The organism is Virgibacillus chiguensis (assembly GCF_900129865.1).
GTDB lineage: Bacteria > Bacillota > Bacilli > Bacillales > Amphibacillaceae > Virgibacillus > Virgibacillus chiguensis.
In genome coordinates this window covers 254,509-278,331 of sequence record NZ_FQXD01000002.1, presented here as the reverse complement: position 1 = coordinate 278,331, position 23,823 = coordinate 254,509, and the positions used below count along the sequence as shown (strand labels likewise).

Annotated in this window: 25 protein-coding genes; 13 read left to right on the top strand and 12 right to left on the bottom strand. The window is 35.1% G+C overall.

Annotated elements, in window-relative coordinates:
• Positions 1 to 458: 458 nt before the first annotated feature.
• The 3 genes from BUB45_RS03810 to lepB form a co-directional block, all read right to left on the bottom strand.
• Positions 459 to 1,607: a S1C family serine protease gene (locus tag BUB45_RS03810; RefSeq protein WP_073005448.1), complete on the bottom strand. Its 1,149-nt coding sequence runs from the start codon at positions 1,605 to 1,607 to the stop codon at positions 459 to 461.
• 27 nt (positions 1,608 to 1,634) lie between these two features.
• Positions 1,635 to 2,822 (bottom strand): zinc ribbon domain-containing protein, encoded by a 1,188-nt coding sequence (locus BUB45_RS03805; RefSeq protein ID WP_244527648.1) that lies wholly within the window; start codon positions 2,820 to 2,822, stop codon positions 1,635 to 1,637.
• Between the two features lie 672 nt (positions 2,823 to 3,494).
• Positions 3,495 to 4,028 (bottom strand): signal peptidase I, encoded by a 534-nt coding sequence (lepB, locus tag BUB45_RS03800; RefSeq protein WP_073005446.1) that lies wholly within the window; start codon positions 4,026 to 4,028, stop codon positions 3,495 to 3,497.
• A gap of 644 nt (positions 4,029 to 4,672) precedes the next feature.
• Here lepB and BUB45_RS03795 point away from each other — a divergent pair.
• On the top strand, positions 4,673 to 4,852 hold the full coding sequence (locus BUB45_RS03795; RefSeq protein WP_073005444.1) for an aspartyl-phosphate phosphatase Spo0E family protein: 180 nt from the start codon (positions 4,673 to 4,675) through the stop codon (positions 4,850 to 4,852).
• On the opposite strand, the gene BUB45_RS03790 is transcribed toward BUB45_RS03795, so the two are convergent.
• On the bottom strand, positions 4,849 to 6,012 hold the full coding sequence (locus BUB45_RS03790; protein WP_073005442.1) for an aminotransferase A: 1,164 nt from the start codon (positions 6,010 to 6,012) through the stop codon (positions 4,849 to 4,851). The genes BUB45_RS03795 and BUB45_RS03790 overlap by 4 nt on opposite strands.
• Positions 6,013 to 6,128: 116 nt before the next feature.
• Between BUB45_RS03790 and BUB45_RS03785 the strand changes: the two genes are divergently transcribed.
• Positions 6,129 to 6,284 (top strand): FbpB family small basic protein, encoded by a 156-nt coding sequence (locus BUB45_RS03785; RefSeq protein ID WP_073005440.1) that lies wholly within the window; start codon positions 6,129 to 6,131, stop codon positions 6,282 to 6,284.
• A gap of 239 nt (positions 6,285 to 6,523) precedes the next feature.
• On the opposite strand, the gene BUB45_RS03775 is transcribed toward BUB45_RS03785, so the two are convergent.
• On the bottom strand, positions 6,524 to 6,784 hold the full coding sequence (locus BUB45_RS03775) for an EamA family transporter (RefSeq protein ID WP_073005436.1): 261 nt from the start codon (positions 6,782 to 6,784) through the stop codon (positions 6,524 to 6,526).
• A 220-nt stretch (positions 6,785 to 7,004) separates the two neighbouring features.
• On the opposite strand from BUB45_RS03775, the gene BUB45_RS03770 reads away from it, so the two are divergent.
• Complete coding sequence (locus BUB45_RS03770) at positions 7,005 to 7,391, top strand: hypothetical protein (RefSeq protein ID WP_073005434.1); 387 nt, start codon at positions 7,005 to 7,007, stop codon at positions 7,389 to 7,391.
• A gap of 304 nt (positions 7,392 to 7,695) precedes the next feature.
• On the opposite strand, the gene BUB45_RS03765 is transcribed toward BUB45_RS03770, so the two are convergent.
• Positions 7,696 to 7,944, bottom strand: coding sequence for a hypothetical protein (locus BUB45_RS03765; protein ID WP_244527647.1), 249 nt, complete (start codon positions 7,942 to 7,944; stop codon positions 7,696 to 7,698).
• Between the two features lie 188 nt (positions 7,945 to 8,132).
• On the opposite strand from BUB45_RS03765, the gene BUB45_RS20090 reads away from it, so the two are divergent.
• The gene (locus BUB45_RS20090; protein WP_212590741.1) at positions 8,133 to 8,282 is read left to right on the top strand and encodes a hypothetical protein; all 150 of its coding nucleotides are present in this window, start codon (positions 8,133 to 8,135) and stop codon (positions 8,280 to 8,282) included.
• A 145-nt stretch (positions 8,283 to 8,427) separates the two neighbouring features.
• Here the strand turns inward: BUB45_RS20090 and BUB45_RS03760 are convergent, their stop codons facing one another.
• From BUB45_RS03760 to BUB45_RS03745, 4 genes are all read right to left on the bottom strand, one after another.
• Entirely contained in the window at positions 8,428 to 8,892 is a 465-nt protein-coding gene (locus tag BUB45_RS03760; protein ID WP_073005420.1) for a YkyB family protein, read from the bottom strand.
• Between the two features lie 120 nt (positions 8,893 to 9,012).
• Entirely contained in the window at positions 9,013 to 9,867 is an 855-nt protein-coding gene (locus tag BUB45_RS03755) for a metallophosphoesterase (RefSeq protein ID WP_073005418.1), read from the bottom strand.
• Positions 9,868 to 10,138: 271 nt separating this feature from the next.
• On the bottom strand, positions 10,139 to 11,053 hold the full coding sequence (locus tag BUB45_RS03750) for a cation diffusion facilitator family transporter (RefSeq protein WP_073005417.1): 915 nt from the start codon (positions 11,051 to 11,053) through the stop codon (positions 10,139 to 10,141).
• 11 nt (positions 11,054 to 11,064) lie between these two features.
• On the bottom strand, positions 11,065 to 11,367 hold the full coding sequence (locus BUB45_RS03745) for an ArsR/SmtB family transcription factor (protein ID WP_073005415.1): 303 nt from the start codon (positions 11,365 to 11,367) through the stop codon (positions 11,065 to 11,067).
• A gap of 271 nt (positions 11,368 to 11,638) precedes the next feature.
• On the opposite strand from BUB45_RS03745, the gene cbpB reads away from it, so the two are divergent.
• From cbpB to BUB45_RS03705, 8 genes are all read left to right on the top strand, one after another.
• Positions 11,639 to 12,079 (top strand): cyclic-di-AMP-binding protein CbpB, encoded by a 441-nt coding sequence (gene cbpB / locus BUB45_RS03740; protein ID WP_073005413.1) that lies wholly within the window; start codon positions 11,639 to 11,641, stop codon positions 12,077 to 12,079.
• Positions 12,080 to 12,480: 401 nt separating this feature from the next.
• Positions 12,481 to 13,200, top strand: a complete 720-nt coding sequence (gene dapD, locus BUB45_RS03735) for a 2,3,4,5-tetrahydropyridine-2,6-dicarboxylate N-acetyltransferase (RefSeq protein WP_073005411.1) — start codon at positions 12,481 to 12,483, stop codon at positions 13,198 to 13,200.
• 16 nt (positions 13,201 to 13,216) lie between these two features.
• Positions 13,217 to 14,332 carry an N-acetyldiaminopimelate deacetylase gene (locus BUB45_RS03730; protein ID WP_073005410.1) on the top strand — a complete coding sequence of 372 codons (1,116 nt, stop codon included), beginning with the start codon at positions 13,217 to 13,219 and terminating at the stop codon, positions 14,330 to 14,332.
• 174 nt (positions 14,333 to 14,506) lie between these two features.
• Positions 14,507 to 14,749 (top strand): YkuS family protein, encoded by a 243-nt coding sequence (locus BUB45_RS03725; RefSeq protein ID WP_073005408.1) that lies wholly within the window; start codon positions 14,507 to 14,509, stop codon positions 14,747 to 14,749.
• Positions 14,750 to 14,838: 89 nt separating this feature from the next.
• Positions 14,839 to 15,264, top strand: a complete 426-nt coding sequence (locus tag BUB45_RS03720) for a TlpA family protein disulfide reductase (protein ID WP_073005406.1) — start codon at positions 14,839 to 14,841, stop codon at positions 15,262 to 15,264.
• Positions 15,265 to 15,598: 334 nt separating this feature from the next.
• Positions 15,599 to 17,350, top strand: a complete 1,752-nt coding sequence (locus tag BUB45_RS03715; protein ID WP_073005404.1) for an ABC transporter ATP-binding protein — start codon at positions 15,599 to 15,601, stop codon at positions 17,348 to 17,350.
• A gap of 15 nt (positions 17,351 to 17,365) precedes the next feature.
• Entirely contained in the window at positions 17,366 to 19,207 is a 1,842-nt protein-coding gene (locus tag BUB45_RS03710) for an ABC transporter ATP-binding protein (RefSeq protein WP_073005400.1), read from the top strand.
• 301 nt (positions 19,208 to 19,508) lie between these two features.
• Complete coding sequence (locus BUB45_RS03705; RefSeq protein ID WP_073005395.1) at positions 19,509 to 20,174, top strand: potassium channel family protein; 666 nt, start codon at positions 19,509 to 19,511, stop codon at positions 20,172 to 20,174.
• A 264-nt stretch (positions 20,175 to 20,438) separates the two neighbouring features.
• Here BUB45_RS03705 and rnjA read toward each other — a convergent pair whose 3' ends face one another.
• Positions 20,439 to 22,106 (bottom strand): ribonuclease J1, encoded by a 1,668-nt coding sequence (gene rnjA / locus BUB45_RS03700; protein WP_073005383.1) that lies wholly within the window; start codon positions 22,104 to 22,106, stop codon positions 20,439 to 20,441.
• Between the two features lie 3 nt (positions 22,107 to 22,109).
• Complete coding sequence (locus BUB45_RS03695; protein WP_073005381.1) at positions 22,110 to 22,319, bottom strand: DNA-dependent RNA polymerase subunit epsilon; 210 nt, start codon at positions 22,317 to 22,319, stop codon at positions 22,110 to 22,112.
• A gap of 558 nt (positions 22,320 to 22,877) precedes the next feature.
• On the opposite strand from BUB45_RS03695, the gene BUB45_RS03690 reads away from it, so the two are divergent.
• The gene (locus BUB45_RS03690) at positions 22,878 to 23,651 is read left to right on the top strand and encodes a Cof-type HAD-IIB family hydrolase (protein ID WP_170861699.1); all 774 of its coding nucleotides are present in this window, start codon (positions 22,878 to 22,880) and stop codon (positions 23,649 to 23,651) included.
• Positions 23,652 to 23,823: the final 172 nt, after the last annotated feature.

Below are 23,823 nucleotides of genomic sequence, written 5' to 3'. Positions count from 1 at the left end.
CCTCCTAATAATCTTACACTTATACCATATGCAATTGGGTAAGAAAAGTTTGGACGTTTATCCTAGATAATTGAAAGACGCCCTAAGAAATGTATAGCATGACTGGTTTTTCTAAAAGACTTTTCTTTTGATTATAAGGGAGGCTAAAACTTACTTTACTTAAATATATGCTGCTGGAACAATAAGTGTTGACACAGCGAAAAACTTAGTGCGTTTTAAACATTATTAGAAAGAACTTGGCTTGTCACCAAGTCTGATGAAAGTCTTATGGAGAATGACTTAGTTTTTCTTATCTATAGTGTAAATAAATCTTCATCAGTGGTAGTATTTTCATCCCAACTAATTGTTTAGGAGCCTCAAGGTATGGCCTAAAGACCTCTTATGAAAAAGAGGTGTTTAAGTGCTTTTGGTCTTCCAGGTAGACTTGTCCAGCTCGTATCTGAATTTTGAACACTACATCAACTTTTATTTTTTGGTTTGTTAACTTTAATGCTAGAAATTTTTAGTTGATCATTCTCGTATTTTGTAGTAAATGTATACTCGTACAACCCTTTTTCGGATTTATCTTTATCTTCTACTCGCTTGTCAATGGTTACACTCAATGTAGATTGCACTTGATTATCTTCGGTGATGTTGCTTTTGGGCTCATCAAAAGTTACGTTAATAAAATCGACATAATCATTCCTAAAATCTTTATATGAAGTCTTAGAAAGCATATCATTTGCTAATAATGCATAAGCATTTACGTAATCTCGCAGTTCAATACTATCAAGGAAGTAGGTAATTAAATACTCTGCGTCCTCTTTTAATTTCTTAGGGTCTTTCTTATTTATAAGGTTAGAAGTGCTGGCAAAGTTCAATGCTTCCGTCTTTGCTTCGTTTGACCATGCCTCAATTTGTTTAATGGCATCTTTTATTGGAATGCTAAAACCAATCGATCCATCTTTTGTCCCTACAGAATTAATACCAATAACATTTCCAGTCTTACGGTCAATTAAGGGGCCACCGCTATTTCCTTCTGCAATTTGAGCAGAGATTTGATAGGCGTTTTCATAATGAAAGCCGTCTACAGAAAAATCCCGTTCTTGTCCGGATATAATTCCTAGAGTAACTGTATTTTGAAAGCCATGCGGACTACCTAAGGCAATGACTTCATCTCCCGTTTCCGGGGATTTATTTTTTTCTACATTCATAAACGCTCCAGCAAGCTGAGGGACGCGAATGACAGCAATATCTGTCTCTTTTCCTACCCCGACAACAGCGGCTGGATAGATTTGCGCATCTGCTGTTCTTACATAAATTACATTTGCATCTTTAATAACATGTGCATTCGTTATAATATCGCCTTGTTTATTATAAAGAAATCCCGAACCTGTCAAACTACTGTCTTCTGTTTGACTTTCAATTTGAATCACATTTTTTTCTGCTTCATGAATGATGGACTTTAAATTAAGCTTCTCATTACTTGTAGTTATTTGGTTAAGCACAGGGTTGCTAATTTCTACACGCTCCTGTTTCCATTGTTGATACATAGTAATAAGTAGAATAAAGCCGATGAGAAGTATCATACTTGATAAAATAACCGGGATATATTTATTTTTTATCATGTGCAGCACCTCAATTGAAAAAGCAATTTATTTCGTATACCAAGCTATCGTCTCCACTTCAGCTGTTAACGCTTGATTCATATTTACATCATAATGGGTAAATTCAAAGTGACCTGTTTCTTCGGGGTATAATTCTTCTGGGTATACGTATACTTCGTTTGTCAATAATGTTTCCCCCTCATTCGTAGTAATGCTATATTGCACTCTAATGGAGTTAATAGGAATAGTTGCAACGCTTTGTACTTGTCCTTTTACGACAAGGTTTCCTTGATCATCCTTGGTTGTTTCCATTTGTTTTAGTTTAATAGCATCAGATTCATTCATTTGCTGTTCCTTATTTGCTGTACTCATTGCTTGTTCTATTCTACTTTGCTGTGCAGTTTCAAAGGCTACTTTTTCTTTATCAATCGTTGTTTGTAAGCTTAACAACTTTTCTGAATCTGGTGCATATTTTAATCCGTCTTTGACGATAAGATTGCCATCACTAAATTGGTTGTTCTTTAATTGCTCACTTGCTTTAGCAAACACATAATTAACAATTTGCTCACGTATAGTAGCAGTTAACTGTTCAGCTTCCTCTGTTTCAATAGACACAGCGTCCCAAAGCAATACTTTTAATTGATCTATTTCTGGTTTTTGTTTTAGTGCATGTTCTAATTTCTCTATATTAATCTTGTTCCTTTGTTTTGTAACCCGTTCAACCATTTGGTTTACAGCTTCACCATTATAATCTTGCAAACCTTTCTCTGATTCATTTAAAATTTCTAAGGCTTGTGTATATTTTTTCTCTTTAAGCAATTGTTCCGTTTTTTGTAATGTTTGTTCCATGGACAAGGCTTGATTCATAAACGCTAAAGAAATTTCGGCTTGTTGGAAATTATCCTTCATATCAAGGGCGTCTTGAAATAAAGACTGTGCTGTTTTAAAATCCTGAGCCAGAACCTTTTCTTCGCCTTTTGTGTAATAATCTTTAGCTTTCGCTGTACGCATTTCCAAAGTGATATATAAAGAAATAACAAAAAATAATAAAATAACCGTAGATAGTATTGGCGATTTCCACCGTGTAAAAAAGTTTGGTTTACTACTAAGTCGATGATATCTATCTTCAGGAAGCATTCTTCCACATTTCATACAATACGTCTCATTTTCTTTTGTTAGAGTGCTACAATAAGGACAATGAAGCATGCAATCACCTGCTAATCTAGGATTTGTCATGGATATACGGTGCTGTAAGATTACACTTCACGAATTGGAAAAGCTAAGTCTGACAAGTGTAAATTGGAGTTAACAGCATCTTCATGCCAATACGTATAAGGGGGTTACTAGATATGAAAGTTTAAGTCTACGTATAAGCAAAACGACAGCGTTTTTTCGCTATAAAGACTAGCTATAAGTTTAAGGCTCTAGACAAGCATTGAGGGCGGAAGGAAACATTCCACTGACGAAAAATTTGCTTTGTTTATCATAACAACCATGTAACTATATTTTATCATATTTTAGCTTTTCAACGTTATTTAAAATTGGTATGATATACTGGAGTTAAATAATGGGGGATTGTTCTTAAGTTTAACTAAAATGTAAACGTTGGCAGTGAACTTTTGAACATTCGTACTTAAATATAGTACATGATTTAGGGGGTGCAACTGTTATATGGGAAATATGGAAATTGCATTTGCGGTTATTTGTTTCGCCATTTTAATACTGAATCTTGGTTATTGTGTATTTGACAGTGAAAAGTAAATTCATGGTGAATTCACAATGGACGTACTAATTGGAAGAAACTGAAACATAGCTTTGAAGTGTATGGGGTATTATTATTTTAGGAAAATCGTGTCTGTGTTTCGTTTCTGAATTAAACAAGATAGAGTTGGAAATTAATTTCCAACTCTATCTTGTTAGTGTCCATTGATCAAATGGAAAAATTACAAACTCTGACCGTCCAATAATTTCATCTTCTTCGATGTAACCTAATCCATTACGACTATCCTTGCTGATGGCACGATTATCACCCATTACGAAATAACTGCCTTCAGGAATTTTTTCCGGCCCATAATTACCAGATTGACGTTGCACCTCTTCACTTAGAAAAGTTTGGTCATATCTTTCCCCGTTTATATAGAGACTACCATCGTTTATTTCAATTGTTTCCCCAGGCAGTCCAATAACACGTTTCACATAATTTTTATAAGGTTTTTCAATAATAACAATGTCTCCGCGTTCTGGCTCATCAAGAATATATATAAGTTTATTAAAAATTACTCTTTCTCCGTTTTGGAGAGTGGGATCCATGCTTTCTCCATCAACAATAGATGTTGCAAAAATAAATGTTTTTATAAAGAAAGCAATTAAAATCGCAATAATAATGGCTTTTGCCCATTCTATCCATTCATTTTTCTTGTTTGATTTTGTCACCGAAGACATCCTTTCCCAAAAAAACATTTCACTAATATATTAGCACAGAGATAGTAACTAAGCGAGTGTAAAAACTTAAATTCGTATTCATTTACCGGTAGAAACTCTTCGTAATAGCAATTTAACTAATTTATCCATGTTTTAATTCATTTGAAATTGGAAAAACAAGTAAGGACTAAAATAATTGTTTGGCGTTTTTGAACAAGAAAAGGTCTTTAGTCCTGTTATAAGTTGTAAAAATAACTGCTGTTTCAATATGTATATGCGCTTTTCTTTTTTAGGGATGTAAAACTCGAATCGCAACAGGCGAAGCTTTAGAATAGCCAAAAGCTTGTCATATTCTGTCAACCTATGCTACATTTAAAATAAGTCTGTATTATATAAAAGTGATCATAAGGTAATTATCTAATCAATATTACCAATTTGCGACTATTAGCTAGGCTATTTGCACTATGTGGCAGATTTTGATCTTGATATAATGTGCTGTAACACTCGCTAAAAAGGCAGACTGATGTTAATTGGTTCCATAAATTTTCAATTTGTTAAGGGCTTTAGCACTTAACTATGCAATAATCCAACAAAGGTCCACTGCAACTTCAGAGCGGGTTTGCTATGAATATACTACAAAAAAAGGAGGTAACTCTTTATCTACAATGAACACGACAGATGAATTATTAAAACGTATAGAATATTTACGGTACCGAATGGCAGAAGTTGCTCTAGAGAAAGGCTTTACTAATTTAGAAGCTATTGAATTAAGCCAAGAATTAGACGAGTTACTAAACAAATATGATATAGAAAGACAAATCCAATCAAGGCATATGAAATATTAGTCTAATGGGTGTTGTTGTAAATATGCTTCTAAACGATCGAGTCCTACATTTAGTGTATGCTTATCATAGGCGTAAGAAAGTCGCATATATCCTTCTCCTAATTTCGAGAAGCTGTCACCAGGAACTAAAGCAACTCGTCCTTGTTTAACCAAGTCTATTCCAAACGTGAATGAGCTGCTATTTGTGAATGGAAAATAAGGAAACATGTAAAAAGCGCCATTTGGATTTGGGCAATGTAACCCCATTTTGTGTAATCTATCGTATACGTAGTCTCTTCGTTCATGGTAAGCTGCTTTCATTATTTTTGTATCCTCTAATCCTTCAGTTAATGCTTCTAATGCTCCATATTGGCTGATAGAAGTCGCACAAGACACATTGTATTGATGCACTTTTATCAACTGTTTAGAAATCCAGTCTGGGGCAAGTGTGTACCCAATTCGAAAACCTGTCATGGAATGCGATTTGGATACCCCATTAATGACAATCGTTTTCTCCTTCATACCGGAAAAGCTCGCAATGGAAGTATGTGGATAGTCATAAGAAAGCTGACTATAGATTTCGTCAGCCAACACAAACAACTGTTGGTCTTTTAATACATTTGCAAATCCCGCTAATTCCTTTTTGTTATAAGACATGCCAGTTGGATTGGATGGGTACGGAAGAATAACACATTTGGTTTTGGACGTAATATGTTGCTTTAAAATTTCTTTTGTCAATTTTAAATTTGTTTTCGTTGTATCCATATAGATAGGAATAGCACCAGCCAAACGGATTAAAGGCTCATAGCCAGGATATATGGGTGCAGGTAGCAATACTTCATCACCAGGATTTAAAATGGTACGAAAGGTGATATCGATAGCTTGTGAAGCTCCTACAGTGACGATGACCTCATTTTCAGGCGAATAAGACAGTTCATAGTTTGATTCGTAGAAATGAGAAATAGCTTTACGTAATGGGAGTATACCAGCGTTATGTGTATAAGATGTTTGGTTGGACATTAACGCTTGAATAGATGCTTGTTTAATATGTTCAGGAGTTTGAAAATCTGGTTGACCTATAGTTAAAGATATAATATCGTCTTCCGTTGAAACCATATTAAAGAATTTACGAATGCCTGATATTTCTATTTCTTGTACATGTTTATTCAATAAGTGCTGCATAAAATAACCTCCACAGTAAAATTGGTTTAATTGTTAAAAAATATTTAAAAATTTGTGATCTAGTGTATATAAAAATAGGGTATACTTATAGTACAAGTATAAAAGGAGTGTATCATATGAGACCTAAAACGTTAAATTTTGAGCAATTAGTAAAGAGAAATAAGCAAGAATTGCTTGAAGATGAGCATAGTATATCGCGGATTGAAAAGAAGTTAGAAAGCAAACAGATCGAACTAGTAAAAAAAAAGCGAGATAAAAAAGTAAGTTTATAAATAATGAACTAGAAAATTAAACTTTCCGGTTTTAATATTCAGACTGTTTTTTCTGTTTTGTTTTTTAAAAATAGAAAAAACAGTCTTTTGGAAAAGAAATACTAGCTTGTCAACCAGTTTTTTTACAGAGGTTGTTTTCTTTTTTGGTTGATGTTGTATTAATAAAATGGTCCCTAAAATAATAACCATGCCAATGATTTATTGGAGGGTAAAAGTCTCTTTGAAAATAAAAATACCGATTATCTAGCAACTACTGGTTCAACCGTGGTTAAAATAGATGCCTTGGAGGCTTCAATATCTTTTAACCCACACGTATAAATAATATACGCAAAAGCAGTTGGTAAAAATTCAAGACCATATTGGGAATTTTTTACAGTTCGCAATTCTAATTGCTCTTTAGCAAACAGAAGTAAGTCAACAACCAGCATTATTGCTGCTGTCCACGCTCGTAAAATAACTATCTCTATAGGGGAGAATCCATAATCATAGAGTTGTTTCACATACCATCCAATCGTACCCCATAATGCAGCCCCAAGTATAATGAATATATATGCTTTCTTACTTCAACGCTACCCCCGTTTTAGATGTAACATAGTCCAATAGCTTATTAACACGATAAGAAGCCATCATGGCTCGCTCAAGAGCGCAAGCCACCATCTCTCATGTTCTCGCCTTTATAAAAAAATAGTAGGATGCTATAAAACCGGGTTACTCCGATGTATGCTAGTCAATAAAGTTGGCAAAGATAATAGCGGGATAAAATATGCAAAGGAAAGGCTGAATTACATGGATTCCATTTTAGAAATAGTAGACCCATCAAGACTGGATAGGAAGTATTGGTATATCATTTTTCTAGTTAGTTTGTTCAGCCTTATTTATTTTATTTCACGGTCATTTATTCGTTGGATAATTCATCGTAAAGCCTTGTTACTTCTTTCTTATATTATTGTTAGTTTATTCGTTCTCTCTACCTATTTTGCAATCAGCTTGCTAAATGGTGGAATTAATAATAGCTTTTTTCAGTCGTTTCCGCTGATTATGCAATCATTAGCTACTTTTGGTTTAATATTAATTCTTAAAGCTATGATCAGAGGTTGGTTAAAATAATTGTTCATGATTCCACTATAAGTAAGCATGTTGTCTCGTTTAATTTGACAAATTAAAGTATAAAAAAAAGAAGGCTTTCGCCATAAGACTTGGTGACAAGCCAAGTTTTTCTAACGTTCATTCGTAAGACGTTTAGCTTTTTAAGCTGTCATCGTTGTAAATAATCATTTGTTGTTTTACATAGCCAGTTTCTCTTAAACTCAGCTTGTTTATTGACCAATCAAACCTTTATAGCAAAAGCGATCATTGCATATGAAAACCATGATTTTTATACTTTGCTATAGGGCAGACGCCGTACGCCCGTCTATCTGCTGTTTTTATTTTGAAGATTTTCAAGCCATTGAAATACAGGATGGTGGATCCGCTCTGGATTGGTAATTTCTTCTGGAGCTGCATGGATAACAACTTGTTTTTCTTCTGCTGATAGTTTTTCAAATTTGTCTTTTAAAGCATGGGTTTGCGTAGCATACTTATGAAGTTCATACATGAAATCACTATATTCTGTCATATAATTATCCTCTCCTTTTAACGTTTTTAGCCAAGAAGTCTCCATCTTCAAGCGTGTGAAGGGTGAAATCCCAGCGGTAAGGTGGAGATGAATTGGCTTTCGGTCAAGTACGTCTTTAGACGTGCTAATTGACCGAACGCATGTTACCATAAGAGCATGAAGTGTTCTTTAAAAACTGGATATATGAGGTTGCATGGAGAAACTAATAATGCGAAAATCAAGCTATTCCTTCCATGCGTAAAATATCCAAGGTACGAAAGAAACTCCGATTCGTCGGACATCTAGGGCAGGAACTTCCCGAAGTAACGCTCATGGAGACGAAAGGTTGCTTTCGTCGTGGAAATGAGAAGCTCCAACTTCAAGCGAAGCTAAGTGGTGAGTAGTTCACAACAAACTTACAATTGCTCTTGTATATGGTATACCTTGTTGAGAAGAAGTTAAAACATGCAATAATTGTAAGCATCTTCGTGGAGGGTTATATATTTTGTGAAATTAGCGCATGAAGCTATCGTATATAAAGTATATCCATCAATGATGATGTGTTTTTTTTGCCCAGTTCATTTTACCTAAAGATGATGGAGTGTAATAGGCTGAGCTTCGTTTGCTAACCTTTTTTGTTTTTTGAGAAGATTTCCAATTCAAGTAACTGTAAATTATTTTTTTTGCTTGTGATAAAGACATTTTTGTTTGAGGGTTACGGTAACTTTCATCCAATTCTCCTAAATGCTGTAATTCTTTGAAATCATCTTTCGTTGGAGGTATATGAAAATAGTAATTAGCAACTTGAACGAGTAGAGTGGAATGCTGATTACTATATTTAGGGTGTTTAGAGAAGTGCAAACCGACCTTTTTGGCTAACTTTTTTTTAAGTAACTCGTTTATCGTTGCTTTTTTTATATAATATAAGTGTTTTGGATCAGGAGCTGTTTTCGCGTGTCGGTTAACTGTATAAATTGCTTTTGCTAGATCGTCAAGTTGCTCTGATTCATTCATCCTATGTGCTCCTCCTTAGGAAATTAAGTTGTCTATATCCTATCGTAACAAGTAAATAGATGCAAGGAAATTAGTGTAAAAGAGTGTATATAACAGTTTCATTGGTGGATTTCTCTTCATCTAAACCTTTGATTTCAATGTGTACATATTAATTTCTGGTTTACATAGAAATCGAAAGGGGAGTCGAGTTGTACCTATACCGCTGCTGACAAACAACTGAAACCGGCCTTCATTCAAGGTGTATTTTCCTTGTACATAATTTTCTGCATATGCTGGGCTGTAAAGATGACCTATGAATGGAAAGCGAATTTGCCCACCGTGACTGTGTCCTGATAGCTGCATGTCTATTGGATGGTTTTTGGCTTTATCTGCGAAGTCCGGTTCATGGGCCAGTAAAACGGTAAAGAGGTTCGTATTCACTTGCGCTAGAGTTTGGTTAATATTTGGTTTACCTAACATCAAATCATCAATGCCAGCTAAATTAAATGCAGCATCCTTTAATTTAATGGAAACACTATTATTTTGCAATAGTTGAAACCCTGCTTTTTCCATTACATTATAAACAACTTCGGTTCCATACCCACCATGATCATGGTTTCCGTAAATCCAAAACTTTCCTTTAGTTGCTTGCAACTCTTTCAATATATCAATAATGGTATTATCCCAATGAAAATTTTGAGGCTCATCTACTAGGTCACCAGTAAACACAATTAAATCGGCTTGTAACCCATTGATTTTTGTTACTAGCTCTTTTAATTGTTCTAATGTGTAATGAAAACCAATATGCGTATCTGAAAATTGAACGATTTTGAATTGGTCAAACGCTTTTGGAATTTTACTAGACTCAACCGTATTTTTATTTACGTGGAGTAAAATGGGTTCGACATCTTTAGCGTAGTAAAACGTTCCTCCACTTAAACCTAACAAAGTAAATAAACTACCGAGGGATTTTTTTAGAAAAGATCTTCTATTCATATGTGACAAACCTTTCTCGCGCTATAGGAAAGTATAAAAATTTATAGTATATATAAAACGACGGCGTTTTTTCGCCTATAGAGTTTGGCGATTAGACAAGTTTTCTAACCTTCATTAGATTAAAATTATAACATGAAAATAGGAAAATAGAATCCAATTTCAATTATATTTGTACGCTATAAATTGAAAAAAAGAAGAATTAAAATGAAGAAGTAATTTGCGCAGAGTAGATAAGGGAACATGCAGCAGGATTTTGAACCTGCTGCATGGTTTAATGAGAACAGTCCTCGCAATCCTCTTGAATTCTTGCATTTTCTCCTTCAAGTTGCAAAGTACAATGAGAAATGGAAAAATTTTTCTTTAATAAATCGTTTGCCTTCATAAGTAGGTTGTCACGATCAATAGAATCTTGTACTACAAGATGGCAGCTTAGTGCAGGAAATTCGGAAGTGATAGACCATACATGTAAATCATGGACGTGTTCAACACCTTGAAGTTCCAGTAGTTGTTTCTTAATTTCTGTAACATCAACATGTGACGGTTTACCTTCCATTAAAATGTGAACGGAATTTTTTGTTATTCGAATTCCAGATATAACGATTAAAAATGCAACAATAACACTGGCAATGGGGTCTGCAATATTCCAGTTAAAAAGCAAAATAAGAATACCTGCAATAATAGCGCCGATAGAACCTAATAAATCACCAAAAACATGAAGTAAGGCACTTCGTATATTCAGATTTTCCTGTGAATCTCCCCTCATCAGTACCCAAGCTGCAATAATGTTTACAATCAGCCCAATGATTGCAATAATCATCATACTTGCACTTACATTTGGCGGCTCCATAAAACGTTGAAATCCCTCATAAAATATATAGATGGAAATAACGATTAGCGTTACACCGTTTATAAACGCAGCAATTATTTCAAATCGTCTGTACCCATAAGTTTTAGAAGTATTAGCTTGTCGTTCGCCAATTTTAAATGCTAATAAGCTTAAGCCAAGTGCTGCTGCATCGCTTAGCATATGTCCAGCATCTGAAAGAAGTGCAAGACTGTTTGTTAAAAACCCTCCGACTGCTTCAACAACCATGAAAAATGTTATTAATATAAAGCTCAATAAAAGAGCTTTCTTGTTGCTCGTTCCATGATGATGGCTATGGCTATGATTATGCTCTTGTGCCATATAATAACCTCCTAGCTAATATGTTTCGTATGTTTAATTGTTTGTTCCAAAACATTCATCACATGGTAATCGTCTGGTGAGTAATAATAGGTTGTCTTTTCGCGTCTGTTTTTAACCAAACGTAATTGTTTTAAATACTTTAGTTGATGGGAGATTGATGACTGGTGCATTTTCAGTCTTTCTGCAATTTCATTAACGGAACATTCTTTATGAAACAGCAAGTGTAGAATTTTTATTCTCGTTGGGTCAGATAAAGCTTTAAATGTTTGCGATACAACGTCAAGTAATTGCTCATCAATTGGCTGATAGTCCATTAAAAAGCTCCTTTCCATTACAATATGTTCATATGCACATATTGTAATTCATGCATATTTTATATGCAATTTATTTTGCTTCTTGCTTTCCTATGGTAAAATAAATATAGTCTGTTCTCCGTCGTATATTTATTTCACGCTATAGAAGGGGATAAAAGTTTAAAAATATCGTATAAAAAAGCTATTGCTTTAGCGATTCATACTTAGCAATAAGTCGATTTTTTCTAACAAGCAAACCTTCTGTATGAAGAATGAAAAAAGGGGTGATGTGATGAGCATGTTGCAAAATCAATATTTAACAGACATTACGTTAGGCGAAATAATGATTCCTTCCGAAAAAGTCGCACATGTTCAAGTAAACAATCCACTAGAACATGCTTTGCTCGTATTAGTAAAGTCAGGGTATTCAGCTGTTCCTGTTTTGGATCCATCATATAAGTTAGTTGGCATTATTGGTAAAACGACGATTTTAGATCAAATACTAGGTTTGGAACGATTTGAATTCGAACGTCTGTCAACGATAGTGGTAAAAGATGTATTGAATGAAGATATCCCTTGTTTAACAAAAGAAGATTCTTTGATGAAAGGTTTAAACGCTGTCATTAATCATCCATTTGTTTGTATTGCTGATAAGGATGGATATTTTGATGGAATTTTAACACGGAGAGCAATATTAAAGCAGCTTAAAAAAGATATGTATGCTGCAAAATAAAAAAGGTTTGAGGTTTAACAAAGACAATCGCTTAAAAATGAACAATAAAGTTTATTTTAACAAGCGGGAGGTATTTTATGACCGCTGTTGTTAGTAGTTTTAGAAAAAGTTAGTTAGCTTGTTCCGAGTCTTTATAGCGGAAGATATGAAAACTTTATATTTTTTGTAGCGTAAATTAGCCGAACCTTTATCATTTGATTGTTCGGCTTTTGCTATATTTTGCTAGGTAGTATTTTCTCACCCTTCTCCTTTTTAATTTTCGAAGTGGTAAAGAGAAAAAGCTAACCAACGTTAAGTTCTCCCACTTTAGTCGAATAGTAAAAAGGAGTAGGTATTGATTGCGACAAAAAAAGCGATCTGCTAAATTATAAAGTAGTACATAACTAGGAGGGAAACATGTAATGAAAATGATGGATGGAAACGAGATTATTAATTTTATTTCGAATAGTAAGAAAAGCACACCTGTAAAGGTATATATAAAAGGAAAAGGTTTAGATCGTTTATCTGCGGATAACTCAATCCAAGCTTTTATAGAATCAAAGAGTGGCGTCTTGTTTGGTGAATGGGATGACATTCAAAAGTTACTTGAAGAATCTAAAGATATGATTCACGATTATGTCATTGAAAACGATCGTCGTAATTCAGCTATTCCATTACTGGATTTAAAAGGAATTAATGCTCGTATTGAACCAGGTGCAGTCATTCGAGACCAAGTTGATATTGGTGACGGTTGCGTGATTATGATGGGAGCAATGATTAATATTGGCTCCGTTATTGGTGAAGGTACAATGATCGATATGAATGTTGTGCTTGGTGGACGAGCTACAGTAGGTAAGCATTGTCATATTGGTGCTGGAACAGTGCTAGCAGGGGTGATTGAGCCACCATCAGCAAAACCAGTGATTGTTGAAGATAATGTAGTTATTGGTGCAAACGTTGTTGTTTTAGAAGGTGTTACTATTGGCAAAGGCGCAATCGTTGCTGCAGGTTCAATTGTAACAAAAGATGTAGCGCCAAATACGCTTGTAGCTGGAACGCCTGCGCGGGTATTAAAAGAAATTGATGAGAATACGAAGTCAAAAACGGAAATTAAACAAGAACTTCGTAAACTAAATGACTAAGTAAGGGAATGACGGCATGTTAGATTTACAACAAATTCGTCGTAAATTACACCAAATACCTGAGCTTGGTTTTCAAGAAAAGAAGACCCAGCAATACTTGTTGGAAATTATAAAAACGCTAGAAACGGATAAAGTATCTATCAAGTTATGGGAGACGGGTATTCTCGTATTTGTGGAAGGTAAGGCCCCAACAAAAACAATTGGTTACCGAGCAGATATGGATGGCTTACCAATAACTGAGCAGACAGGGCTCTCTTTTTCATCGGAGCATGACGGAAAAATGCATGCGTGTGGTCACGATTTTCACATGACCATTGCTTTGGGGGTATTAGAGAAGATTATCTTAAAACCAATGAACGATCATTGCTTATTCATCTTTCAGCCAGCAGAGGAAGGGCCTGGCGGAGCATTACCATTACTTCAATCGGAAGCATTTCAGCCATGGCGTCCAGACATCGTATTTGCATTGCATATTGCTCCTGAATTGCCAGTAGGAACAGTTGCTAGTAAACCTGGTTTACTGTTTGCAAATACAAGTGAATTGTTTATTGATTTTGCTGGGAAAGGCGGGCATGCTGCTTATCCTCATTTAACGAAAGATATGACAGTGGCTGCCAGTAGTTTTGTGGTTCAGATGCAACAAATTGTTTCTAGAAATGTAAATCCACTTGAAGCATCTGTTGTTACAATCGGTAAAATGGAAAGCGGATTTGTCCAAAATGCGATTGCTGAGACTGCCCGTTTAGAAGGGACTATTCGCACACAACACCCTGATAGTATAAATATAGTTAAAAATCAATTAGAGAAACTGATGAAAGGGTTTGAGATTGCTTACGATTGTAAGATTGAAGTGGATTATGGAGCGAACTATTATCAAGTTTATAATCAAGCTGAACAAGTAAAGGAATTCCGTCAGGCATTAGCTGGTAGTAATGTGCATTATCAAGAAGCAGAAGCCGCTATGACTGGTGAAGATTTTGGATATATGCTCAAAGAAATACCAGGTTTTATGTTTTGGCTTGGGGTAGACTCTGCCTATGGTTTGCATCATGCACAATTAAATCCAGATGAAGCTGCTTTAAACGTTGGCGTGGAGGCTGTTCATTTAACTTTTTCCAAACTTTCTCAATAAAATATGCATATGCTTCCTATAAGTAGCAAAATATAAGGTATGTTTAGTTGAAAAGGACTAGAGAGAGTGTTAGAGATAGATCTTTACAGTGAAATGTAACTTTTACCGTATATACATTCAATCTGGAGTCCTTATTCTAAAACTTTTTTAAGGCTACTTTGAGGAGGTAATGGAATGGCGAGAATTGGTGTTGAAACGACGCTTAGCGATGTAAAAGACGCACTCACAGAAATGGGACATCATGTAGTGGATTTACGTGGAGCAGAGGATGCAGCTTACTGTGATTGTTGTGTAATTTCTGGTCAAGACAAAGATGTAATGGGAGTTATGCAGGCGGAAATAGCAGGCGCTGTTATTAACGCACAAGGTATGAATACAGAAGAGGTGTGTAATGTAGTGAATCAAAAAGTTGTTTAATCCACCTTCTATATCCTGAGAACCTTTTTATGTTATATCACATATAAAAGTATAAAAGAATTGTTTTCAGGGTATAGGAGGAAGCTTTTATGCGTTTAGGTCAACAAATTCCCGATTTTGATACCACTTGTGAATGGTTGAATAGTGAACCTTTATTAATAGGTGATAAACCTACTTGTTTTCATTTTTGGTCTATTAGTTGTGTTCTATGTAAACAAGCGATGCCGCATTTTATAAAGCTTTGTAATGAATATAAAAGTAAAGTACAATTTATTTCAGTTCATACGCCATTATCTGATACAGATAACAACTTGTTTGAAATTAATAAAGTGGTGGAAGAACAGGAGTTGAAAGCCCCTATAGCTGTGGATCATAATGAAAGGATTTCGGATGCATTTCAAGTAACATATGTTCCAGCCTACTATGTATTTGATGAATTTGGAAAATTACGTCATATCCAGCGTGGTAAAACAAATGTAAGTATGCTTGAGAAAAATATTTTGCGTATGATCTAGTTTAATACGATGAGCGCCTCCTTTTTACATATAAAAGGAGGCCTTTTTTATATTATAGCTCATAATAAAGTGAATTTTAGAAAACTGCGTGGTTAAGTTTTTCTAACAATATCGGAAAGTATACACATTTTTTGGGTGTATCGTCTAAGAAAAACAAATGCTTTTGCAGTAAGACTTGGCGACAAGCCAATTTTTTCTAATACGTTACAATTGATGGTGCCTTTAAAATTATAAGATAGAAATTTTTATAAAAATTCAGCAAAATAGTAGAAATTTATTTCGAAACCCGTTATATTATATGTTACGTAATTAAAAACTTGAGGGAGGCACATGTGTGGACACGTTTAAAAAATTAAAGCAATATTATTGGCCTTACAGAAAACATTTTTTACTCTCTGTATTCTTCTTGTTTTTTGTAACGGTAATCACAGTTGTTTATCCGATTATATTACAGCAAACGATTGATCGCGTTGTTTTAATGGATCGCTATGAATTAATTCCGTACATTTCCGCTATTTTCTTGTTGCTAATGACTGTTAAAGGATTTGCTACTTTTTATCATCAATATTTAGGGGATTTATTTGGTATTACAGCTGTATATAAATTACGTGATGGATTATATCAAAAACTACAGCGATTATCATTTACGTATTATGATAACGCTAAAACAGGAGATATTATGTCTCGCTTAACAGCTGATGTAGAAGGATTTCGTTTTTTTCTATCTTTTGGATTTTCAGAACTATTGAGAATAGTGCTACTTATAACGATTAGCTTAGGAGTTATGTTCTATTACTCTGTTCCGCTTGCTTTAGTTACGATGGCCGCAATGCCTTTTCTGGCTATTGTTGTATATCAATTCGATAAACGTGTGCATTCAGCTTTTCGCTTAATTCGAAAATCTTATGGTAATTTAAATACGCGTGTTCAAGAAAATATTAGCGGTATGCATACGGTGAAGTCACTCTCGCGTGAGGGGTTTGAGATTGGGCGTTTTGCGGATCGTAATGATTCGTACAGGCAAAATTATTTACACACTTCGTTTATTTGGTCAAAGTACTTCCCTTTAATGGAATTTATCGGAAATTTCTGTGCAGCTGCATTGTTGGCATACGGTGGTTTTCTTGTTATTGATGGGCAATTATCCCTTGGCGCATTAATCGCTTTTTTTAGCTTAGTTTGGTATATTATGGGACCGCTTATGAACCTTGGTTTTGTTGTCAATCAGTTTTCACAAGCAAAAGCTTCTGCAGAAAGATTATTAGAAATCTTAGAAGCGGAAGAGGATATTACAGAATCTGAACACCCTATTAGAGAACCTATACACGGGCATGTAACATTTCGAAATGTTACGTTAACATATGCAGATGATGACGACGCCGCTTTGAAAAAAATTAGTTTTGATGCTCCACCCGGGAAAGTTATTGGATTAATTGGCTCTACAGGATCTGGTAAAACGAGTATTACACAACTCATTACGCGTTTTTACGAACCAATTTCTGGAGATGTACTTATTGATCAAAAGTCAGTTTCAGATTATTATCTTAAATCTTTGCGCAAAGAAATTGGCTTTGTCCTGCAAGAACCATTTTTGTTTTCCACGACAATTCGTGAAAATATTGCCTATGGTAGCCCAGGTGTAGAGGATGAGCAGATTATAGATGCTGCTAAACGAGCGCAAGCGCACGATTTTATTATGAAAATGCCACAAGGGTATGACACGATGTTAGGTGAACGTGGGATGGGGCTGTCTGGAGGACAAAAACAACGTATTGCCATTGCGAGAGCGATCTGTATTAATCCTAAAATTCTTATTTTGGATGATGCTACATCTGCAGTAGATATGGAAACAGAATTTAGGATTCAAAAAGCTTTACAAGAAGTAATGAAAGGGAGAACTTCATTTATTATAGCTCATCGAATTGCTTCGTTAAAACATGCAGATGAAATATTAGTTTTAGAAGGGGGAAAAGTAGTAGAGCGTGGTAATCATGACTTCTTAATTAAGAATCAGGGACCGTATCAACGAATTTATGATATTCAATACCAAGATAGAGAAGAAGTAATGAAGCGTCAGCACGCTTAGAAGGAGGAAATGTGAATGGCGAAGGATAAGTCCAAAGAGTCCCCAAGCAGGCACTTACAGCGCTTTCATTATACGCAAGAACAAGCAATTGAAAAGCCGTTTAATTGGAAGCAAATGTGGCGTCTACTGGCCTATTTGAAACCTTATGCAAAAACTTATTTACCGGCTGCAATCATAGCTATGTTTATATCGACAGCTGTGCGATTAATTGTACCAATTTTAATCGGAAAAGTCGCTATTGATGTAGCTATAAGTGAACAAAATGTAACGCTGTTAACTTATTTAGTAGTGGTTATTGGCATTTTATACTTATTAAGCTATGCGGGAAATGTATTTCGGATAAAATGGGTAAATATTTTAGGGCAAAATGTTATCTATGATATTAGACAACATTTGTTTTCGCACGTCCAACGGTTATCCCATCGTTTTTTTGATTCCCGTTCAGCAGGTTCTATTTTAGTTCGAATTATGAATGATATTAATTCACTTCAGGAATTATTTACAAACGGAATTATCAACTTACTTATGGACATTGTAACATTAGTAGGGATCATTGTTATTTTGTTTGTGCTTAGCCCTAAGCTTGCGTTAGCGATCATGGTTATACTTCCGCTAATGTTCTACCTAACAACCAAGTTACGACGAACGATTCGTCGTTCTTGGCAACAAGTAAGAATTCAACAATCACGCATGAATTCTCATTTGAATGAAGGTTTACAAGGAATACGAATTACGCAGTCATTTTCTCAAGAACAAGAAAATAGTGAGTACTTCCATGGAGTAAATAAAGATAATTTTAATAGTTGGAAGGAAGCTACGAAGAAGAGTGCTATGTTTCGCCCGTTTGTTGAAATGAGCAATGCTATCGGTACAGTCATTTTAATATCTTATGGGGCATATTTAATTTTACTTGGTGAAAATAATGGTGGCATTGCTATTGGAACGTTTGTTTCGTTCGCTTTTTTTGTTGGTATGTTTTGGGAACCAATATCCCGTTTAGGGCAGATGTATAATCAAATGCTCATGGCAATGGCAGCATCTGAGCGTATTTTTGAATTTTTAGATGAACGACCAAATGTTCAAGAAAAGAGCGATGCTCATGTTTTCAAGGACATGAAAGGAGAAATTGTCTTTGATAAAGTGCATTTTTATTACGATAAAGATCGCATTGCCTTGAACGATATATCTTTGACTATTCATGCGGGGCAAACAGTTGCTTTAGTTGGCCATACTGGAAGTGGTAAAACAACAATTGCTAATTTAATAAGTAGATTTTACGATCCAACAAAAGGGAAGGTTACAATTGATAACTATGATTTACGTGAAGTCCAATTAGATAGCTTGCGACAAAGTATAAGCGTTGTTTTACAGGATACATTTATTTTTTCAGGTACTATTATGGAAAATATTCGTTTTGGGCGGCCAGATGCGTCTGATGAAGAAGTCATTCGTGCAGCAGAAGTCGTTGGCGCTGATGAATTTATAAAGCGTATGGCGAATAGTTATGAAACGGAAGTCGAAGAGCGTGGCAATATTTTATCTGCAGGGGAAAGGCAATTGTTATCTTTTGCAAGAGCATTATTAGCTAATCCAAAAATTTTAATACTTGATGAAGCTACTGCAAGTATTGATACAGAAACAGAAGTTAAGATTCAAGCTGCTTTAGCTAAATTATTGAAAGGACGTACCGCTATTATGATTGCGCACCGCTTATCTACCATTCGTAAGGCTGATAATATATTTGTGCTTGAGAATGGGCACATCTTAGAAAGTGGAAATCATGACAATTTAATGAAACAAGGTGGAGAGTACTATCATTTAGTAAAAGCACAATTTCAAATGTTAGATGCAATATAAAGTAAATCTTCAATCAGTATGGGGTTCTTTCATTCCTCGTGATTGTAGGTGGACGTATAGGAAATGTAGGTGGATACGTTCATTTTTGCGTTCATTGTTTTTAAAGTTTATGGTACATGATGGTTGAATGTAAAGACTTGGCGATAGCCAAGTCTTTCTAATGCTATAAATCGTGGTTTTCTATTGTAATAAAAGAGTATTTTGTACATCTTTTTTTAATAAAGTTTTCATCTTGAAATATGGTAGAACGAATAGAACTGTGATAAGCTATGAACAAAGACGAAACATGGAGGAACAAAGGATGAAACGAGAATTCGCAGTAATTGGATTAGGAAGATTTGGTGGAAGTATTTGTAAAGAGTTAAGCATGGAAGGGATGGAAGTGCTTGCTATTGATAACAATGAAGATAGAATTAATGAGTTTAAAAATATAGCTTCTCATGCTGTTATTGTTGACTCAACAGATGAAGCTTCTTTAAAAGAACTAGGAATAAAGAATATTGACCATGTTATTGTTGCAATCGGAGATGATATTCAAGCAAGTATTTTAACAACGGTTATTTTAACGGATTTAGGTATTAAGAAAATTACAGTAAAAGCTCAAAATGATTACCATGCGAAAATTCTTAATAAAATTGGCGCAGATCAGGTGGTACATCCAGAAAGAGATATGGGAAAAAGAATTGCACATAGTATTATATCAAATAACATATTGGATTACTTAGAACTATCCGATGACCATAGCATTGTTGAGGTAAAAGTTGGTGAAAAAATGCTAGGCAAGACGCTTGTCGAATTAGATATTCGTGCTAATTATGGATGTAACGTAGTAGCCATTAAACATGGGAAAGATATTAACGTATCGCCTAGTGCGGATCATCGTTTTTCGGAAGGGGACATTTTAATCGTTATTGGTGCAGATAAAGATATATCGCGTTTTGAAAAGCATTTAGTGATTGAAGAATAAACAGTCTAAGTAGGATACAAAATTTAAATCTCCTTTTTCGTATTATAGGAAAGCAATAAATTTCTAGGCTTTACAGATAAGCAAAACGACGACTTTCCATCGCCATAAAGATTTGGCAATAACCGAGTTTTTATGATGAAGCGAAGCCTTTGTTATACTTTTAGGCTACTAACAAAGCGGGGATCCAATTGTAGATTCATTTTATCCCATTTTATAGTAGAATAAAAAACAGCCAGTGTACGTATACTCTGGCTGTTTTTTATGTTAAACTTCCATAATAATAGGTAGTACCATAGGGCGACGCTTTGTTTTTTCATACAGAAATGGAGCGATAGTATCTGTGATCTCGTTTTTAATCTCGGACCATTGTGACGTTTTGCGTTCCATCACTTTGGTTAAATGCGTCGCGACCAATTTCTGTGCTTCATTAATTAAGTCTTCCGATTCCCTCATATAGACAAAGCCACGGGAAATGATGTCAGGGCCTGCAGAAACTTTAAACTCTTTCATATTAATGCTTACAACTACAATAACGAGTCCTTCTTCTGAAAGTATTCGACGATCTCTTAGGACAATATTACCTATGTCGCCTATTCCGTTTCCATCTACATAAATGGAACCTGAAGGAATTTTTCCAGCTATTGTTGCTGTATCTTTTCCAAGTGCTAAAACATCTCCGTTGTCCATGACAAAGCAACTATCAGCGTCTGAACCACAAGCAACGGCCAATTTAATGTGCTCTTTTAACATTCTGTATTCACCATGTATAGGCATAAAGTATTTTGGTTTAATTAGGCGTAGCATGAGTTTTTGCTCTTCTTGACTACCATGCCCTGATGTGTGAATATTGGTTAATTTTCCGTGGATGACATCGGCACCTGCACGATATAATTTATTAATTGTTCGGCTGACACTAATGGTGTTTCCAGGGATTGGAGATGAAGAAAACACCACTGTATCGCCAGGGATAATTTGTATTTGCCGGTGAGTACCATTGGCAATCCTTGAGAGAGCGGCCATCGGTTCACCTTGAGATCCGGTACAAAGAATGGTCACTTCTTGTGCTGGAAGACGGTTTATTTGATTAGCATCAATAAACGTATTTTTCGGCGCTTGAATATAACCTAATTCTTGTCCTAAGTTAATAGCAGATTCCATACTTCTTCCGAATACAGCTATTTTACGGTGGTTTTTAACAGATGCTTCCACTACTTGTTGTAATCGATAAATATTTGACGCAAAAGTTGCGAATATAACACGTCCGTCAACTCTGCTAAAAATATCTTTTATATTTTCCCCAACCACTTTTTCGGACATCGTAAATCCGGGAACTTCACTGTTCGTACTATCTGATAAAAGGCAAAGCACACCCTCATTTCCAATTTCAGCCATTTTCGATAAATTAGCTGGTTCACCAACTGGAGTAAAATCAAATTTAAAATCTCCAGTATGAACAATATTTCCTGGCGGAGTTTTCACTACGATACCATAGGAATCTGGAATACTATGAGTTGTTCGGAAAAAGCTTACCGATGTTTTTCGGAATTTTATAATATCGTCTTCTTGAATCGTGTGTAATTTAGCATTTCTTAATAAACCGTGTTCTTCTAATTTATTTTTAATTAATCCTAACGCAAGTTTACCAGCATATATTGGCACATTAATTTCACGGAGAAGATATGGGATTCCCCCAATATGGTCTTCGTGTCCGTGGGTAATAAATAATCCTTTAATTTTATCTTGGTTTTGTACTAAATACGTATAGTCAGGGATAACATAATCAATACCTAACAACTCATCTTCCGGAAATTTAATTCCAGCATCGATTAGCACAATTTCATCCTGAAATTGAATGCCATACGTATTTTTTCCGATCTCTCCTAAGCCACCTAGAGCAAAAACGGCAGCTTGATCATTTTTCACGAATTTCATTGTTTAGATTTTCTCCACGTGAAAATCTTCGGATTGTTTTTCATATGCTAAATGTGCTTCATCCAATTCATGGATATATTCAATATTATACTTGCGTTCGTTGATTTTTGCTCTAACTTCTCTTACAGAGTTTCCCTCCACATAAGCGCTTTTTGTACGTTCTCGAACTGGAATCTCGTCAGCCAGTTCTTGATATAAAACTTTATAAATCATCTCATCTCTCCTTGACTAATTTCATTGTTGGTTTATTAATATTACAGTTTTGAACACGGAGTTAATGCTATATCTTACCCGACACAAGAATGAAGATAAAGGTATCGTCTTTTTCCAAATAGTGTAGCTTTGTCTTTTTCATTTACTTTATGGTACCTTTAGTATGTGATTGGGCAAATTAATCATTGGTAGTCTTTTTACAAGTAGTTGGCACACGTCCTTGGCCTAAAAAGTCCTTCCAGCGTTTTTTGAGCTTTTTTCTTAGACGTTTCAGCATGACGTGTCATCTCCTTTCTTTGTTTTAAAAAACAAGAAAAACATCTACCGATCCAATCCCTCTTATCTATAGTATAGTATGAGTTGAGGAAATTTGAAATAAAAACACGCTATTTCTTAAAAATATTTCTCATGGCTGTGATAGAAAAGAGTGCATAAAAGTTGGAAGCTGTGCTTCGTTTAGTGAATGTAGGAGCACAGTTTGTTGAAATAAGATCCGATGATTACTACGCTTATTTTTTACAACACGATTAAATTTATACACCAGAAAAGGGGATAAACATGCATAAAAAAATGGTTTTCTTAGATATTGACGGTACGATTTTAACCCAAAAAAATGAAATTCCATATAGTACAAAGCAAGCCATTAAACAATTGCAGGATAACGATATTTACGTAGCGATAGCAACTGGAAGAGCACCTTTTATGTTTAAGTCTATACGTGAGGAGTTAAACATTCATTCTTTTGTTAGTTTTAATGGACAGTATGTTGTGTTTGAAGGGAAAGAAGTTTATCGAAACCCGATAAAAAAAGATGATCTTTTGCGTTTAAACCATGAAATTATGAAAAATAATTATCCGATTGTTTTTTCTAGCTCCGAGCAAATGAAAGCTTCGGAACCTAACCATTTATTCATAGAAGAAAGTTTAAGTAGTATGGATTTCAGTTATCCAGAAGTGGATCCTAACTTTTATCAGTCTACATCGATTTATCAAGCCTTATTGTTTTGTAAACAAGAAGAAGAAAAACAGTTAGCTAAACAGCTTCCTACGTTAGACTTTATTCGCTGGCATGAGTTCTCCTGCGATGTTATTCCGTTAGGCGGGTCAAAAGCGATTGGAGTGGAAAAACTAATTGAAGCTAGCGGTTTAGCGTTTGAAGATACATTTGCCTTCGGAGATGGGTTAAATGATATGCAAATGTTACAGGAAATTGGCACAGGGGTAGCGATGGGGAATGCAGTTTCTGATTTAAAAGCGGTAGCAGACTATATAACGGAGGACGTTGATAAGGATGGGCTTGCAAATGGGTTGAAGCATCTTGGTTTAATTTAACCTTACTATGTTTCCAAAAATGCCAGGTGTTTGCTACGAAAGCAGCTATCTATAAGTTAGTTACAAAGACATGCGTAACCATGCTTGGAAAAGACTTAGTGAGTTTCTTCATGCATGAAGAAACTCACTAAGTACCTGCGGTGGAAAGGGCATTACCAAAGCGACGGTATGT

What these genes read in the sequence shown, in the direction of transcription:
- BUB45_RS03810 (WP_073005448.1), bottom strand. Translation starts at nt 1,607, where the DNA reads ATGATAAAAAATAAATATATCCCGGTTATTTTATCAAGTATGATACTT.
- BUB45_RS03805 (WP_244527648.1), bottom strand. Translation starts at nt 2,822, where the DNA reads ATGACAAATCCTAGATTAGCAGGTGATTGCATGCTTCATTGTCCTTAT.
- lepB (WP_073005446.1), bottom strand. Translation starts at nt 4,028, where the DNA reads ATGTCTTCGGTGACAAAATCAAACAAGAAAAATGAATGGATAGAATGG.
- BUB45_RS03795 (WP_073005444.1), top strand. Translation starts at nt 4,673, where the DNA reads ATGAACACGACAGATGAATTATTAAAACGTATAGAATATTTACGGTAC.
- BUB45_RS03790 (WP_073005442.1), bottom strand. Translation starts at nt 6,012, where the DNA reads ATGCAGCACTTATTGAATAAACATGTACAAGAAATAGAAATATCAGGC.
- BUB45_RS03785 (WP_073005440.1), top strand. Translation starts at nt 6,129, where the DNA reads ATGAGACCTAAAACGTTAAATTTTGAGCAATTAGTAAAGAGAAATAAG.
- BUB45_RS03770 (WP_073005434.1), top strand. Translation starts at nt 7,005, where the DNA reads ATGCTAGTCAATAAAGTTGGCAAAGATAATAGCGGGATAAAATATGCA.
- BUB45_RS03765 (WP_244527647.1), bottom strand. Translation starts at nt 7,944, where the DNA reads ATGGAGACTTCTTGGCTAAAAACGTTAAAAGGAGAGGATAATTATATG.
- BUB45_RS20090 (WP_212590741.1), top strand. Translation starts at nt 8,133, where the DNA reads ATGCGTAAAATATCCAAGGTACGAAAGAAACTCCGATTCGTCGGACAT.
- BUB45_RS03760 (WP_073005420.1), bottom strand. Translation starts at nt 8,892, where the DNA reads ATGAATGAATCAGAGCAACTTGACGATCTAGCAAAAGCAATTTATACA.
- BUB45_RS03755 (WP_073005418.1), bottom strand. Translation starts at nt 9,867, where the DNA reads ATGAATAGAAGATCTTTTCTAAAAAAATCCCTCGGTAGTTTATTTACT.
- BUB45_RS03750 (WP_073005417.1), bottom strand. Translation starts at nt 11,053, where the DNA reads ATGGCACAAGAGCATAATCATAGCCATAGCCATCATCATGGAACGAGC.
- BUB45_RS03745 (WP_073005415.1), bottom strand. Translation starts at nt 11,367, where the DNA reads ATGGACTATCAGCCAATTGATGAGCAATTACTTGACGTTGTATCGCAA.
- cbpB (WP_073005413.1), top strand. Translation starts at nt 11,639, where the DNA reads ATGAGCATGTTGCAAAATCAATATTTAACAGACATTACGTTAGGCGAA.
- dapD (WP_073005411.1), top strand. Translation starts at nt 12,481, where the DNA reads ATGAAAATGATGGATGGAAACGAGATTATTAATTTTATTTCGAATAGT.
- BUB45_RS03730 (WP_073005410.1), top strand. Translation starts at nt 13,217, where the DNA reads ATGTTAGATTTACAACAAATTCGTCGTAAATTACACCAAATACCTGAG.
- BUB45_RS03725 (WP_073005408.1), top strand. Translation starts at nt 14,507, where the DNA reads ATGGCGAGAATTGGTGTTGAAACGACGCTTAGCGATGTAAAAGACGCA.
- BUB45_RS03720 (WP_073005406.1), top strand. Translation starts at nt 14,839, where the DNA reads ATGCGTTTAGGTCAACAAATTCCCGATTTTGATACCACTTGTGAATGG.
- BUB45_RS03710 (WP_073005400.1), top strand. Translation starts at nt 17,366, where the DNA reads ATGGCGAAGGATAAGTCCAAAGAGTCCCCAAGCAGGCACTTACAGCGC.
- BUB45_RS03705 (WP_073005395.1), top strand. Translation starts at nt 19,509, where the DNA reads ATGAAACGAGAATTCGCAGTAATTGGATTAGGAAGATTTGGTGGAAGT.
- rnjA (WP_073005383.1), bottom strand. Translation starts at nt 22,106, where the DNA reads ATGAAATTCGTGAAAAATGATCAAGCTGCCGTTTTTGCTCTAGGTGGC.
- BUB45_RS03695 (WP_073005381.1), bottom strand. Translation starts at nt 22,319, where the DNA reads ATGATTTATAAAGTTTTATATCAAGAACTGGCTGACGAGATTCCAGTT.
- BUB45_RS03690 (WP_170861699.1), top strand. Translation starts at nt 22,878, where the DNA reads ATGCATAAAAAAATGGTTTTCTTAGATATTGACGGTACGATTTTAACC.